15 protein-coding genes are annotated in these 13,836 nt (G+C 54.8%); 7 read left to right on the forward strand and 8 right to left on the reverse strand.

From position 1 onward, the window contains the following. Positions 1-7: 7 nt before the first annotated feature. The 3 genes from yihS to yihU are packed head-to-tail and all read right to left on the reverse strand — an operon-like array spanning position 8 to position 3,058. Positions 8-1,249, reverse strand: a complete 1,242-nt coding sequence (gene yihS, locus RAC90_RS16685) for a sulfoquinovose isomerase (RefSeq protein ID WP_058702678.1) — start codon at positions 1,247-1,249, stop codon at positions 8-10. A gap of 13 nt (positions 1,250-1,262) precedes the next feature. Continuing rightward, complete coding sequence (gene yihT / locus RAC90_RS16690; protein WP_058702679.1) at positions 1,263-2,138, reverse strand: sulfofructosephosphate aldolase; 876 nt, start codon at positions 2,136-2,138, stop codon at positions 1,263-1,265. 14 nt (positions 2,139-2,152) lie between these two features. Then, positions 2,153-3,058 (reverse strand): sulfolactaldehyde 3-reductase, encoded by a 906-nt coding sequence (yihU, locus tag RAC90_RS16695; RefSeq protein ID WP_054633030.1) that lies wholly within the window; start codon positions 3,056-3,058, stop codon positions 2,153-2,155. A 166-nt stretch (positions 3,059-3,224) separates the two neighbouring features. Between yihU and RAC90_RS16700 the strand changes: the two genes are divergently transcribed. After that, positions 3,225-4,121: a sugar kinase gene (locus tag RAC90_RS16700; protein WP_054686988.1), complete on the forward strand. Its 897-nt coding sequence runs from the start codon at positions 3,225-3,227 to the stop codon at positions 4,119-4,121. A 34-nt stretch (positions 4,122-4,155) separates the two neighbouring features. Next, entirely contained in the window at positions 4,156-4,956 is an 801-nt protein-coding gene (locus RAC90_RS16705; RefSeq protein ID WP_133745666.1) for a DeoR/GlpR family DNA-binding transcription regulator, read from the forward strand. A 32-nt stretch (positions 4,957-4,988) separates the two neighbouring features. Here the strand turns inward: RAC90_RS16705 and cybC are convergent, their stop codons facing one another. Next, on the reverse strand, positions 4,989-5,375 hold the full coding sequence (cybC, locus tag RAC90_RS16710; protein ID WP_006118342.1) for a cytochrome b562: 387 nt from the start codon (positions 5,373-5,375) through the stop codon (positions 4,989-4,991). A gap of 95 nt (positions 5,376-5,470) precedes the next feature. Then, on the reverse strand, positions 5,471-6,811 hold the full coding sequence (gene pmbA / locus RAC90_RS16715; RefSeq protein WP_006118343.1) for a metalloprotease PmbA: 1,341 nt from the start codon (positions 6,809-6,811) through the stop codon (positions 5,471-5,473). A 113-nt stretch (positions 6,812-6,924) separates the two neighbouring features. Between pmbA and yjgA the strand changes: the two genes are divergently transcribed. Continuing rightward, positions 6,925-7,470, forward strand: coding sequence for a ribosome biogenesis factor YjgA (yjgA, locus tag RAC90_RS16720; RefSeq protein WP_033740015.1), 546 nt, complete (start codon positions 6,925-6,927; stop codon positions 7,468-7,470). An 84-nt stretch (positions 7,471-7,554) separates the two neighbouring features. Here the strand turns inward: yjgA and mpl are convergent, their stop codons facing one another. Next, entirely contained in the window at positions 7,555-8,910 is a 1,356-nt protein-coding gene (gene mpl, locus RAC90_RS16725; protein WP_033740016.1) for a UDP-N-acetylmuramate:L-alanyl-gamma-D-glutamyl-meso-diaminopimelate ligase, read from the reverse strand. A 167-nt stretch (positions 8,911-9,077) separates the two neighbouring features. Here mpl and fbp point away from each other — a divergent pair, with 167 nt between their 5' ends. Further along, positions 9,078-10,085 (forward strand): class 1 fructose-bisphosphatase, encoded by a 1,008-nt coding sequence (fbp, locus tag RAC90_RS16730; protein ID WP_006118345.1) that lies wholly within the window; start codon positions 9,078-9,080, stop codon positions 10,083-10,085. Between the two features lie 36 nt (positions 10,086-10,121). On the opposite strand, the gene RAC90_RS16735 is transcribed toward fbp, so the two are convergent. Continuing rightward, on the reverse strand, positions 10,122-11,681 hold the full coding sequence (locus RAC90_RS16735; protein ID WP_039341822.1) for a methyl-accepting chemotaxis protein: 1,560 nt from the start codon (positions 11,679-11,681) through the stop codon (positions 10,122-10,124). 177 nt (positions 11,682-11,858) lie between these two features. On the opposite strand from RAC90_RS16735, the gene RAC90_RS16740 reads away from it, so the two are divergent. The 3 genes from RAC90_RS16740 (at position 11,859) to ppa (ending at position 13,408) form a co-directional block, all read left to right on the forward strand. Beyond that, a complete protein-coding gene (locus RAC90_RS16740) occupies positions 11,859-12,269 on the forward strand; it encodes a lysozyme inhibitor LprI family protein (protein ID WP_054633025.1) in 411 nt (136 codons plus the stop codon). Positions 12,270-12,327: 58 nt separating this feature from the next. Further along, the gene (locus tag RAC90_RS16745) at positions 12,328-12,777 is read left to right on the forward strand and encodes a DUF441 domain-containing protein (protein ID WP_039341815.1); all 450 of its coding nucleotides are present in this window, start codon (positions 12,328-12,330) and stop codon (positions 12,775-12,777) included. Between the two features lie 100 nt (positions 12,778-12,877). Next, positions 12,878-13,408: an inorganic diphosphatase gene (ppa, locus tag RAC90_RS16750; protein WP_006118350.1), complete on the forward strand. Its 531-nt coding sequence runs from the start codon at positions 12,878-12,880 to the stop codon at positions 13,406-13,408. Positions 13,409-13,481: 73 nt separating this feature from the next. Here the strand turns inward: ppa and RAC90_RS16755 are convergent, their stop codons facing one another. After that, positions 13,482-13,835, reverse strand: a complete 354-nt coding sequence (locus RAC90_RS16755) for a gamma-glutamylcyclotransferase (RefSeq protein WP_006118351.1) — start codon at positions 13,833-13,835, stop codon at positions 13,482-13,484. Position 13,836: the final 1 nt, after the last annotated feature.

Genomic DNA, 13,836 nt, shown 5'->3' on the forward strand with positions numbered 1-13,836 from the left:
TTTGGAATTATTTTGCGTTACAGTCCAGTAATCCGGCGGCGACAGCGGGAGCCAGGCCCGGTGCCAGCGGAAGGCGTGGGATGACCAGGCAATGCAGCAGGTGATAGATATCCTGTTTGCCGTCCCAGACTTTGGTCGTCACCTTGTTTTCGCAATCCAGTTCCTGCCACCAGGAACCGTTTTCGAAGTCCATCAGGTAGGTCATACAGTAGTCCCACCACTTCTGATACCAGACTTCGTATTGCGCCTCACCGGTGACGGTATACAGCGCATAGGCGGTTCCCATCGCTTCGACGATAGGCCAGCGTACCCGCTCGCGCACCACGGGCTTGCCGTCCCAGTCCACGGTATAAACGAAACCGTCTGCGCCATCGGGCGCCCAGGCATCACGCAGGGTGGCGTGAAATAACCCTTTGGCATCTTCCACTAACCAGGCCGGTGGGGTTTCAAAGCGCGCTTCAAGCGCGGCGTGCAGATGCAGCATCAGTCGCCCCCACTCAATCCAGTGGCCGGGCGTGCCACCATAAGCACGGAAGCGGTGGGCAGGGTTGTCTTTGTTGTAATCGCGCAGTGGCGTCCAGTGCGTGTCAAAGTGTTCATTCACGCGGTAATTATTTTGACGCGCGACATCATGGATGATTACGGACGTGACGCGCAGCGCGCGATCCAGCCATTTCTTATCGTGCGTGACGTCATACACGATCAGGAACGCTTCAACGGCGTGCATATTGGCGTTCCCTCCCCGGTAGTCTTCGGTCTTGCTGAATGCCTCGTCCCAGGATTCCAGGCACATCTGCTCGTCTTCACTCCAGAAGTAACGTTCAATGACCTTGATCGCCTCATCCAGCAATGGACGTGCCGCCGGATGGCCGGTGGTAACGGCGCTGGCGGCGCCCAGCAATACAAAAAAATGCTGGTAGCCCTGCTTGGAGGCATCGAGAACGCCTTCATCGTTGACGCAGGCGTACCAGCCGCCATATTTTTTATCGCGAAGCGCACCGTTTAACGCATTGATACCATGTTCAACCAGTTGATAAGCCCCGGGCCGCCCCATTGAGGCCGCCACCGCATAGACGTGCAACATGCGGGCGGTAATCCACAGGTGCGTTCCCTTATCGGGTTTGACCTGACCGTTATTACCCAGCCAGCCAAATCCGGTTGGCACCGCCGCATGCTTGCCAAAACTGAAAATCCGATCGGTTTCCTGTTCGAGCCAGCGATTGTGGCTTAAGGTGTTAAACCATTTCATCTGCTTCTCCCTATTAACGTTTCGCCATCATTTCATCTACGATCTCGCCCAGCCGTTGCAGTCTGGGAACAGAGATATCCCGCAGCATCAGGTCGGTATCGGGCAAACCAATAACCGAAGACCAGACTGCGCGGCCCGCCAGGAATCCGGAGGCACCCGCCTGCATGGCGACTCTGACGGCTCGTGGGAATAATTTTTCGTCAATGCCAGAGGAGAGGATGACCCACGGCATCATGATCAAATCGTTAAGTTTCTGCGCGGCCGTCAGCAGGTCGGCTTGTGAACCTTTGCCGTACAGCGGCATTTCCACCTTATAAAGATCCGCTCCGCTGTTACCCAGTTCCTTCGCTGCAGCGAGGATCGCCTGCTCGCGTTCGAAGCGATCGCCCCGGCGCGGCGGTCTGACAACGGGTTCGATAATGCTGAGCAGACCATGGCGGTGACAGCGCGCAGTGAAGGTATTCACCATATCGAGCCGCTGCTGTGCGTCTTCATCGCTGCGCCACAGCACCAGCAGCTTGAGCGCCTTTGCCCCGTCACGCTTGACGGCCTGAGGATCGACGCGGTGATCAATCTCCACACTGTCAACCGGAATGCCGTTGCCCGGGATAAACGCATCCGCCGCGACAATGATGCCGCAACCGGGCGACACAGCCCGCTGCTCCACAATCTGCTGAAAGCAAAATTGCTGATCCACCAGGATGGCGGAGGCATAAGGCGATAACACGCTGGCGGCATTCACTTTGAATTCGGTCAGAACCCGATCGCTGACCGGCTGTGGCGCACCCGCGGCGGCAAACATCAGCCGCATCGCTTCACGCTGATCCACAGCCAGCATGGCGAAACCACCTGATGGCCGGGCGATGTCTTTAAGGGTGTAATGAGTCATGTGCTTTCCTCTGATTAAGCGTCACAAGGGGTTGTCGAAGGTGAGAGGCCTGCGCTGGCGCGCACGTGTTCGAGAAGGGCGGTCCAGTCCTGACGTCCGCGTCCGGCGGCGCGCGCCTGGCTGTAAACCTCACGTGAGGCGGCCCCGAGCGGCATGGGCACATGCAGCTGGTTAGCCACATCCAGCGCGATGCCCAGATCTTTATGAGCCAGATCGATCATAAAGGCCGGTGACAGGTCGCCTTTCAGCACCTTATTTGGCCAGGTCGTGGTGAAGTGCCCCTTCCCTGCTGGCGTGCCGTTCATGACCTGTAGCGCAACGTCCAGCGGCAGCCCCAGCCCTTCACACAGCACCGCCGCCTCTGCAGAGAGCGCATTCAGGGCGATACTCATGTAGTTATTAATCAGCTTGACGCGAATCCCCATGCCCGGTCCGCCAGCCACCACCACCTCATTTCCCATGGCCAACAGCAGCGGTTTTGCCCGCTCAATCTGTTGCAGTGTTCCGCCTGCCAGCAGCAACAGCGTGCCGGCGATAGCATGATCGGATGTACGCCCAACCGGCACGTCCATCATGCTGAAGCCGCTCGCCCGCATCTCGTTAATCATCTGGTCGGTCTGTAGCGGATGGATCGTCGACATATCGATCACCAGTGCCGAAGGCGACAGCGTGGTACAGACGCCCTGATCACCTGACAGGACAGCGCGCACCAAATCGCCATTGGGCAGCATGGTGATAACGAATTCAGCCCCTTCGGCGGCCTCGGCTGGAGAACGGGCAGCCTGTGCGCCTTTTTCCACTAACCTGGCAACCGCCTCGGGATTGACGTCAAACACCCTGAGCTGATAGCCCTGCTTAAGCAGATTGCTCGCCATCGGCGCCCCCATTTGCCCCAGTCCAATAAACGCTACTTCCGCCATACCGCTCTCCCAAACCCGATGAATGTCACATTTTGTCCGATATATGATTTTTACTGTCTTTTTCGGATCATATTTGTAATTTAAGGTCAAAAAATTGACAGGTGTCACTTTTAAAACATTTGATGAAATTAAAATGACAGCACGAGAAAATGTCTGAGGAAGAGTGATGACGCGCATAGCTTGTGTAGGGATCACCGTACTGGATCGCATCTGGTACCTGGAAACGTTACCGCATCAGGGCGGAAAATATGTCGCCAGCAACTATCGGGAAGTCGGCGGTGGCCCGGCGGCCACGGCAGCCGTCGCGGCTGCAAAGTTGGGTGCGCAGGTAGATTTTATTGGCCGGGTCGGGGACGATGACACCGGGAAAAGGCTGCTGTCCGAGTTAAACAGTTACGGCGTAAATACACGTTATACAAAGATTTTTAACGCTGCCCGCTCCTCGCAATCTGCCATTCTTGTGGATGCTGAAGGCGAACGTATCATCGCCAACTATCCCAGCCCGGATTTACCCGACGAGGCCGACTGGCTAACGGAAATCGATTTTTCTCAGTGGGATGCCGTGCTGGCGGATGTCCGCTGGCATCAGGGCGCAAAATGCGCCTTTACGCTGGCACGCAGGTCCGGCGTTCCCACCATTCTGGATGGCGATGTGACGCCACAAAACATTGCTGAACTGGTAACGCTGAGCGACCACGCGGCGTTTTCCGCACCCGGTTTGCAGCGTCTGACCGGTATGGAAAGTGACGCCAGTGCGCTGAAAAAAGCACAAATGCTCACAAAAGGCCATGTCTATGTGACACAAGGCGTTCAGGGTTGCCTCTGGCTTGATGCGGGCACATTACAGCATCAGCCAGCTTTTCATGTCAGGGTGGTCGACACGACCGGTGCCGGCGATGTTTTTCATGGCGCACTGGCATTCAGGCTGGCCCAAAAGCCCGCCGTGGCGGAAGCGGTGCGCTTTGCCAGCGCTGTCGCGGCCTTAAAATGTACGCGCCCGGGTGGCCGGGCCGGTATTCCCGATTATGAGCAAACCTGTTCTTTTATGTCAGTTAATGGTTAAACTGACAGCCAAAGTGGTCTTCAGAGAGCAGCTCATGATCCTTACGGACGTAACCGGTAATCCTCGCCACGATCGTTTACTCAGCCTGATCGCCGAACGTGGCTACATGAATATTGATGAACTTGCGGTGCTACTGGATGTGTCGACGCAAACGGTACGCCGCGACATTCGCAAACTCAGCGAACAGGGATTGATTACCCGTCATCATGGCGGCGCAGGCCGCGCATCCAGCGTGGTCAATACCGCCTTTGAACAGCGCGAAGTCTCACAAACCGATGAAAAACGATCTATCGCTGACGCCATCGCTGACTACATTCCTGATGGTTCCACGGTGTTTATTACGATTGGCACCACCGTGGAGCATGTGGCCCGCGCCCTGATGAACCATAAGCATCTGCGGGTTATCACCAACAGCCTGCGGGTGGCACATATTCTGTATAAATGCCCCCAGTTTGAAGTCATGGTGCCCGGCGGCACGTTGCGCCCACACAATGGTGGCATTATTGGTCCGGTGACCACGGCCTTTGTGGCCAGTTTCCGGGCGGATTATCTCGTCACCAGCATGGGCGCCATTGAGAGTGACGGTGCGCTGCTGGAATTTGACGTCAATGAGGCCAACGTTGCACAAACGATGATGGCGCATTCGCGTCATATATTGCTCGCCGCCGATCATACTAAATTCCAGGCCTCGGCCGCGGTGGAGATGGGCAGCGTGGCGCAGGCGACAGCCCTGTTCACTGATAAACTGCCGGGTACGGCGCTGCAAAACCTGCTGAAAACCCATCAGGTTGAAGTGATCCTGGCTAAGCCGGGTGGCGATGAGGGGGCGGAATAATTAACCCCGGCAGTGCCGGGGTTAGCGTGTGTTTAGCGGAACTTCTTGTGGTTTTCGTTACGGATAGCAGCCAGTTTTTGCGCTTCTGCTTTGGCTTCATCCAGCTTGCCCTGTTTAGCCAGTGCATCGGCTTTATCAATCTGGGCAATCAAATCATCCATGCCTTTGTGAAAGTCTTTCATTTCCGGGCTGTCCGGTGCTTTGCCTTCCAGTTTGTCCGGGGTGCCTTTTTTGGCATCTTCGGCTTTGGCGCGCAAATCACCTAACATTTTGTGCAGCTGATCGGCGCTTTTCGCCCCATCCAGCGACTTGTAAATACCCGCCATCTCTTTCATATCGTGCTCAAGAGAAGCCGCACCGGCGGTGACATTAACAGATAACAAGGCAACAGCTAACAACGACATAAACGCTTTACGCATGCTCAGCTTCCTTTTTATTGTGAAAACGCTGCTTATAAAAAAGCGGAGGGTCGATGCCCTCCGCTTGCTATCGCCTACACAACTTAAAAGAGATTTTACTGTCCGGCAATATACATTTCGGGTAACAGAACAGAACCACACTGAATATTGCTGCGGGTTTCAATGTCATCGCCTACGGTAACAATGTTCCGCCACATATCGCCTAAGTTACCTGCAATCGTAATTTCACTTACCGGATACTGAATCTCGCCATTCTCCACCCAGAAACCGGCTGCGCCACGCGAATAATCGCCCGTGATGGCGCTGACGCCCTGTCCCATCAGTTCGGTCACGACCAGCCCGGTGCCCATCTGCTTCAGCATGTCGTTGAAGCTGTGCCCCTGACCGGCGATGCGCCAGTTATGAATGCCGCCCGCGTGACCGGTGCTGGTCAGGCCCAGCTTGCGCGCAGAATAGCTGGTCATCAGCCAGGTTTGCAGCACGCCATCTTTAATGATGTCGCGGGCCTGTGTACGTACGCCTTCGCTGTCAAACGGCGTGGAGGCCAGGCCTTTTAACAGATGCGGCTGCTCCTGAATGGTCAGCCATTCAGGCAGAATCTGTTTGCCCATCGCATCCAGTAAGAATGTGGATTTACGATAGACGCTGCTGCCGCTGATGGCGCCGACCAGATGGCCGAACAGGCCGGTCGCGACTTCCGGCGCAAAAATGACCGGCGCTTTCATGGTATCGAGCTTACGCGGTGCCAGGCGCGACAGCGTCCGGCGAGCGCACTCAGCCCCAACCCAGTCCGCGCTCTTTAAGTCCTCAATGGCGCGGCCAATGGTGTACGCATAATCACGCTCCATATTGCCGTCCTGCTCAGCAATGACGCAGCTGGACAGCGAATGACGGCTGGAACAGTAGCTTTGCAGCATGCCGTGGCTGTTACCAAAGACTTTGATACCGACATGGCTGTTAAAACTACCGCCTTCAGTATTGGTGATGCGTTTGTCTGCCTGCAGTGCCGCCTGCTCTGCCTGTGCCGCCAGCTGGATAGCATAATCGGCATCGATCTCCCACGGATGGTAGAGATCCAGATCCGGTGCGTCATAAGCCAGCAGTTCGGCATCCGCCGGGCCGGCAAAGGGATCCGGCGAGGTATAGCGTGCGATATCAATCGCCGCCTGCACGGTTCGTTTAATGGCATCCGGGCTGAGATCGGTCGATGAGGCACTGCCTTTACGGTTTTGGTGGTAAACAGTGATGCCCAGTGCGCCATCACTGTTGAATTCGACGTTTTCCACTTCGCCGTAACGGGTACTGACACCAATACCGGTGGTCTTGCTCACCGCGACTTCCGCGCCATCCGTACTTGCTTTTGCCAGTTCAAGCGCCTGTGCAATTGCCTGTTCCAGTGCTTTTCGCTGTTCTGCAACTTGAGTTGATACGTTCATCGACCTGCCGTCTAATCTTATGGTTGAATAATTTGAGTCTATCAGAGTCAGAGAACAATTTCGCAGTCACCCGATAAACTGGTAGGATTAGCCTCTTTTTTTTGGAGCCAGATATGACTAAGCAGCCTGAAGAGTGGCTCGATGATGTGCCCGATAATCACGAAGAAGAAGATGAAGAGATTATTTGGGTTAGTAAGAGCGAAATCAAACGCGATGCTGAAGAGCTGAAACGCCTGGGGGCCGAACTGGTCGACCTGGGGAAAAACTCGCTGGATAAAATTCCGCTGGATGAGCGTTTGCGTACCGAGATTGAACTGGCGCAGCGTATTAAGAAAGAAGGCCGCCGCCGTCAGTTACAGTTAATTGGTAAGCTGCTGCGCAGCATCGACGTTGAACCGATTCGTACCGCACTGGATAAGCTTAAAAACCGCCATAACCAGCAGGTTGCGCTGTTTCACAAGCTGGAAATGCTGCGCGATCGCCTGATTGAAGAAGGCGATGAGGCGATGACCGACGTGCTTGCCCTTTATCCTCAGGCCGATCGTCAGCAACTGCGTAGCATGATTCGTAATGCACAGAAGGAAAAAGCGGGTAACAAACCGCCAAAATCTGCCCGTCAGATTTTTCAGTACCTGCGCGAATTAGCAGAAGCCGTCTGACCCTGGCGGTGATGTGCGGCTGAGCAGTGCCCAGCCGCAGGGTTTTCTCTCCCCTCGTTCGGGGAGAAAAGGATCGGCTACCGGTTAACGAGCCAGACGATCCAGCAGCTTCTGATGAATCCCACCAAAGCCCCCGTTGCTCATCACCAGGATGGAATCGCCCGGCTGCGCCGTTTTGGCGATTGTTTCTACCAGCGCATCAATATCCGCGCTGCAGTGCGCAGGCTGCATGCAGGCTTCTGCGACATCCGCGACCTGCCAGGGAATATGGCTCGGCTGGAACAGAAACACTTCGTCGGCACGCGCCAGTGACGGGGCAAGTTCATTTTTATTCACGCCCATTTTCATGGTGTTTGAACGCGGTTCGAGCACGGCCAGGATACGCGCCGTCCCGCCCACTTTGCTGCGCAGCGCGCTCAGCGTGGCAAGAATCGCGGTCGGATGATGGGCAAAATCATCATAGATCTTGATGCCGTTGACCTCGCCGCGCAGTTCCAGACGACGACGGGCATTGATAAAGCTGTCCAGTGCCTGGCTGGCATCCTCGGGTTTCACGCCAACATGACGGGCTGCCGCAATGGCCATTAAACCATTGTGCATGTTGTGTTCGCCGACCAGTGCCCAGTTCACTTCACCCACTTTGTTGCCGTCCAGCCAGACTTCCCAGTGTGAGGCGTCAGGCGTCAGTTTTTTCGCCTGCCAGTGACCGCCATCGCCGACATGTTCCTGCTCGCTCCAGCAGCCCATCGCCATTACCTGCTTCAGGTTATGATCGTGCTCCGGCAGCAGGATCTTGCCCTGGCCCGGCACGATGCGCACCAGGTGATGGAACTGTTTCTGGATCGCCCGCAGATCGTCAAAAATATCCGCATGATCGAATTCCAGGTTATTCAGAATCAGCGTACGTGGGCAGTAATGAACGAATTTAGAGCGCTTATCGAAAAACGCGCAGTCATATTCGTCAGCCTCAATCACAAAGAATGGGCTTTTTCCTAATTTTGCTGAAACATCGAAGTTGCCGGGTACACCGCCGATAATAAAGCCCGGTTCCAGACCACACGCCTCCAGAATCCACGCTGCCATGCCTGCCGTCGTGGTTTTACCGTGCGTGCCGGCCACGGCCAGCACCCACCGGTCACGCAGCACGAAATCATGCAGCCATTGGGGACCTGAAAGGTAGGGAATGTTGCGTTCCAGAACCGCTTCCACACAGGGATTACCGCGCGTCATGGCATTGCCGATGATGACCAAGTCTGGTTGAGGATCAAGCTGACTGGCGTCATAACCCTCTGTTAATTCAATACCTTGCTGTTCCAGCAGGGTGCTCATCGGCGGATAAACATTGGCATCTGAGCCTGTCACCTGATGGCCAAGGGAGCGTGCCAGCATCGCCAGCCCGCCCATAAACGTGCCACATATCCCGAGGATGTGAATGCGCATAAAAACGTCCATAACTCAAAAGTTCGGCGCACAGTGTAACCTCGGTTGCGAGCGGAAGAAACGGATTAGGACTATGGTTTTTGAAGTTCAATCGGCTAAACTGCGTACGCATCCGTCGGCAGTGAAGTATGCCGCTGCCACTCCATCGATGATTCAGGGAATGTGTTATGAAAACGTTGGGCGAATTTATCGTCGAGAAGCAACACGACTTTCCGCACGCTACAGGTGAACTGACGGCGCTTATCTCAGCGATTAAGCTGGGTGCCAAAATTATCCACCGCGATATTAACAAAGCCGGTTTAGTGGATATCCTGGGGGCCAGCGGCGTCGAGAATGTTCAGGGTGAACAGCAGATGAAACTGGATCTGTTCGCCAACGAAAAACTCAAAGCCGCACTGAAAGCGCGCGGTATCGTTGCCGGTATCGCTTCTGAAGAAGAGGACGAATTTGTCATCTTTGAGGGCGAGGAAAACGGCAAGTACGTGGTCTTGATGGATCCGCTGGATGGATCATCAAACATCGACGTTAACGTCTCTGTCGGCACCATTTTCTCAATCTATCGTCGCGTCAGTGAACCCGGCACACCGGTTGTCGAAGCGGACTTCATGCAGCCGGGCAACAAACAGGTCGCGGCCGGTTATGTGGTTTACGGTTCGTCTACCATGATGGTTTACACCACCGGTTGTGGTGTACATGCGTTTACCTACGATCCGTCACTGGGCGTGTTCTGCCTCAGTCACGAACGGATGACGTATCCGGAAGTGGGCTACACCTATTCCATTAACGAAGGTAACTACATTCGTTTCCCGCAGGGCGTGAAAAAATACCTGAAATTCTGTCAGGAAGAGGATGTGGCAACGCACCGTCCTTACACCTCACGCTACATCGGTTCACTGGTGGCGGATTTCCATCGTAACCTGCTGAAAGGCGGCATCTACCTTTACCCCAGCACGGCCAGCCATCCGAAGGGTAAACTGCGCCTGCTGTATGAGTGCAACCCCATGGCCTTCCTGGCCGAGCAGGCGGGCGGTAAAGCCAGCGACGGGCAAAACCGTATTCTGGATATCCCCCCGGTAACGCTGCATCAGCGCTGCCCGTTCTACTGTGGCAACACCGCCATGGTGGATGACGTAGAGCGCTTCCTGGCAGAGTTTCCGGAGTGTCGTCAGGGCTAAGCATAAAGGGCGCGGGTGTCGCGCCCTTATTTTGTCTTATGCCTGCTGAAGCCGGAACAGCGCCATAGCAGCCTGCAACTGCTCTGACTGCGCCTCCAGTGAATGCGTGGCGGCGGTGGCCTGCTCCACCAGCGCCGCGTTCTGCTGCGCCGCTTCATCCATCTGCGTCACCGCATGGTTGACCTGATCGATGCCCCGACTTTGCTCTTCTGAAGCCATCGAAATCTCTTTCATCAGTGCCGTCACGCGCATGACTTCACCAGCGATATCATCCATGGTTTCGCCTGCACGCGTGGCCATTTCACTGCCCTCTTTCACCCGCGTTTGTGAATCGCTGATCAGCGTGCGAATCTCTTTCGCCGCGCTGGCACTGCGCTGCGCCAGGGTGCGCACCTCATTCGCGACGACGGCGAAACCGCGCCCCTGTTCACCGGCACGTGCCGCTTCCACGGCGGCGTTTAACGCCAGAATGTTGGTCTGGAAGGCAATGCCGTCGATCACGCTCAGAATATCGCCGATGCGATTGGCGCTCTCGGTGATCTCACGCATTTTTTCCATCACGTAGTTCACCACTTCCGCCCCGCGATCGGCACTGTCAGAAACGGCATTCGCCAACTGGTGAGCCTGCTGCGCGTTACTGGCGTTCAGACGAACCGTTGCGGTCAACTGTTCCATACTGGCCGCCGTTTGCTCCAGCGACGCGGCGGATTCTTCGGTACGTTGAGAAAGGTGAACGTTGCCCGCCGCCAGCTCGCGGCTGCCGCTGTCGATTTTCAGCCCGGCCTCACGCACCTTATTCACCGAGTCACGCAGAGCCTGCTGCATGCCCGCCAGCGCATTGTTAAGACGACCCAGTTCGTTGTTGCCCGCCAGCGGCAACGGTTGAGACAGATCGCCCGCCGCCACCTGCTCAAGGTGAATAATCGCATTGTTCAACGGCGTCAGTAACATGCGGCGCAGCAGCACCCAGGCCAGTACCAGCAGCAGCACGGAGAGCCCCACCGCCACGGCGATCAGCACTTTCATCATGATTTCATTGCGCTGAGCTTCAACTAACTGTGCCTGGGTAATTTCGTCGGCTTTCGCGCCAAAGGTCTCTACCGCTTTGGTGTACTTCGCGGATAAAGGCTCCAGTTTACCTTCCAGCAGTTGGTAATATTCATCGTTATACTGTTTGTCGAGCGCCTTCATCATCGGCAGGATGCCCTGATCAAGGTAATCCTTATAGCTTGATGCAATGGCATCAGCCATGATTTTGCCTTCCGCCGTCACGGTTCCGGCATCCACAAAACGTTTTAAGTTGCGCTGAGAGGACTCGACATCGGCCTGCGCCGTTTTGGTGACCTGCGCGCCCTCATCCAGTAAACCAATCTCAATCTTGCGTACTGCAAGCGCAGCACTGGCACGCGCGCGCATTAAATCGGCGTTACTGCGATACAGACTGTTTAACTCAATCCCCTGAATGCGGTTAATCACATCCAGCGAGCGGTTGCCCTTGTTGATTGCCACAATGCCCATCACACTCACCGCCAACAACAGCAGTGTCATGAATGCCAGCAACGCCAGCAACCCCGTGCGTAGTGATAACTGTTTCATCTTGATCGTTTCCGTATGAGTAGTAAAAGGCGAAATAATTTCGACAACCCTTAAACGGAGAAAGTATCGGCATTGCGATTCGCAAACTTTAACGCCTGTGAATGATTAATCCCGTGCTTGCCGCTAACCTGTTAATGAAATTGAAGGTATTTTGTTAAGGAAACAAAGGGGAAATCGATGAAAAAAAGGGTAATGTTGATAGCGCTCTTGAGTTGTAAGCTTGCAGTGGCTGAGCAGTCCACGATTGATGTCACGTTAAATCAATGCCTTAATCAAGCCGATACCACGCTGGCCTTGATGCAATGTCAGGATACGGCAACCCAGCAATGGGACGCGGAAATGAACGCGCAGTACAGTGCATTGATGAAAAAATTAAGCGGAGAACCCAGAGAGAAACTGCGTATCGCCCAGCGCGCCTGGCTGCGTTACCGGGAAGCCTGGTTAGCGGTGAGCCGCAGCCAACTCAACACGCAGGGCACTCTCGGCCCCGTTGCGCTGGCCACCCAGAGCACCGCGCTGGTCCGCAATCAAACCCTACAACTGCAATCTTTAGCCACTGGCAGTTGCGCGAACCCCAACGATTGTTGATTAATGTAACCCTTTAAAGTCAGTCATAACTGTCTTCATTCATTTTCAGGGAGAAACTATGGTTGCTTACGCCTCCACGCTGATCTTGATCTGCCTTGCTGTACTGAGTTACTTCGTCCACAACACCGCCGTGACCCTGTCCATTCTGATCCTGCTGATCATCAAAATGACACCGCTGTCGCAATTCTTTCCTTATGTGGAAAAACAGGGCATTACAGTGGGCATTATTATCCTTACCGTAGCCGTAATGGCCCCGCTGGCCAGTGGTTCGCTGCCTGCGTCATCCCTGCTGAAATCCTTTGCCAACTGGCAGTCGATTGTCGCAATCCTGGTAGGCATTTTCGTGGCCTGGCTGGGCGGGCGCGGCGTGAGTTTTATGAGTGTACAGCCTTCCGTCATTGGCGGATTGCTGATAGGAACAGTAATCGGCGTGGCGTTTTTCCGTGGCGTTCCGGTAGGGCCACTGATTGCTGCGGGCATTGTATCCCTGTTTGTCACGGCCAAATAGCGTTGAGGAGCATTCTGAAACGCCAAAAAGGGGGCGTACTTTCACAGTCAGTTGGCTATAATAGCCGACACTCAACATACGACGACTGAAGGAATACCCGATGAGTTTGAACCAGGTGCCAGCAGGTAAAGACCTGCCAGAAGATATCTACGTAATTATTGAGATCCCGGCGAATGCCGATCCGATCAAATATGAAGTTGATAAAGATTCTGGAGCCCTGTTTGTGGATCGCTTTATGTCTACGGCAATGTTCTATCCATGCAACTATGGTTACATCAACAATACGCTGTCGCTGGATGGTGACCCGGTAGACGTACTGGTTCCAACACCGTACCCACTGGAGCCCGGCTCAGTGATCCGCTGCCGTCCGGTTGGCGTGTTAAAAATGACCGACGAGTCTGGCGAAGATGCCAAACTGGTTGCTGTCCCGCACACCAAACTTACCAAAGAGTACGATCACATCAAAGATGTGAACGACCTGCCAGAACTGCTGCGTGCGCAGATCACCCACTTCTTTGAGCACTACAAAGATCTGGAAAAAGGCAAATGGGTTAAGGTTGACGGCTGGGATAACGCCGAAGCAGCCAAAGCCGAGATCGTCTCGTCTTTTGAGCGTGCGGCGAAGAAGTAATTCTGCCCGGCTAACGCAGGTTTACCTGAGGTAAACCGTTAAAAAACACCGTCCAACTGGACGGTGTTTTTATTCAGACTTCCGACGCCTCATCACGCTTCAGCCAGTCTCCACTCTGGATACGCTGGCGACCCGCGACCGAACGCTGATAGACATAAAGCCACGCACTACCAAACGGCGTCTGAATCAGATGGCGTTTGTACTCACCACCTTTGGTCCGAAGCGCATCTAACTCGGCGAGAATGGAGGCATCAATTCGGTAGACTTCGCAATATACCGTTCCTTCGCCCGTGATCACGCCAGGATAGTGACCCAGACTGTAGAGTTCATAACCCTCAATCTGGTGATCACCCAACCATTGCGCATGTGTCATCCAGTGACTGTTTCCCTGTTTGCGCCGTAAACTGCCATAGACAATTATTCGCATT

Origin of the sequence: Pantoea sp. CS_6 (assembly GCF_041954745.1) — a bacterium.
In the GTDB taxonomy this organism is placed as follows: Bacteria; Pseudomonadota; Gammaproteobacteria; order Enterobacterales; family Enterobacteriaceae; genus Pantoea; species Pantoea stewartii.

Excerpts from the sequence above, each read along its gene's own strand:
- mpl (WP_033740016.1), bottom strand. The coding sequence starts at position 8,910 with ATGCGCATTCACATCCTCGGGATATGTGGCACGTTTATGGGCGGGCTG.
- yihU (WP_054633030.1), bottom strand. The coding sequence starts at position 3,058 with ATGGCGGAAGTAGCGTTTATTGGACTGGGGCAAATGGGGGCGCCGATG.
- RAC90_RS16700 (WP_054686988.1), top strand. The coding sequence starts at position 3,225 with ATGACGCGCATAGCTTGTGTAGGGATCACCGTACTGGATCGCATCTGG.
- fbp (WP_006118345.1), top strand. The coding sequence starts at position 9,078 with ATGAAAACGTTGGGCGAATTTATCGTCGAGAAGCAACACGACTTTCCG.
- RAC90_RS16705 (WP_133745666.1), top strand. The coding sequence starts at position 4,156 with ATGATCCTTACGGACGTAACCGGTAATCCTCGCCACGATCGTTTACTC.
- RAC90_RS16740 (WP_054633025.1), top strand. The coding sequence starts at position 11,859 with ATGAAAAAAAGGGTAATGTTGATAGCGCTCTTGAGTTGTAAGCTTGCA.
- cybC (WP_006118342.1), bottom strand. The coding sequence starts at position 5,375 with ATGCGTAAAGCGTTTATGTCGTTGTTAGCTGTTGCCTTGTTATCTGTT.
- yihS (WP_058702678.1), bottom strand. The coding sequence starts at position 1,249 with ATGAAATGGTTTAACACCTTAAGCCACAATCGCTGGCTCGAACAGGAA.
- yihT (WP_058702679.1), bottom strand. The coding sequence starts at position 2,138 with ATGACTCATTACACCCTTAAAGACATCGCCCGGCCATCAGGTGGTTTC.
- RAC90_RS16735 (WP_039341822.1), bottom strand. The coding sequence starts at position 11,681 with ATGAAACAGTTATCACTACGCACGGGGTTGCTGGCGTTGCTGGCATTC.
- RAC90_RS16755 (WP_006118351.1), bottom strand. The coding sequence starts at position 13,835 with ATGCGAATAATTGTCTATGGCAGTTTACGGCGCAAACAGGGAAACAGT.
- ppa (WP_006118350.1), top strand. The coding sequence starts at position 12,878 with ATGAGTTTGAACCAGGTGCCAGCAGGTAAAGACCTGCCAGAAGATATC.
- RAC90_RS16745 (WP_039341815.1), top strand. The coding sequence starts at position 12,328 with ATGGTTGCTTACGCCTCCACGCTGATCTTGATCTGCCTTGCTGTACTG.
- pmbA (WP_006118343.1), bottom strand. The coding sequence starts at position 6,811 with ATGAACGTATCAACTCAAGTTGCAGAACAGCGAAAAGCACTGGAACAG.
- yjgA (WP_033740015.1), top strand. The coding sequence starts at position 6,925 with ATGACTAAGCAGCCTGAAGAGTGGCTCGATGATGTGCCCGATAATCAC.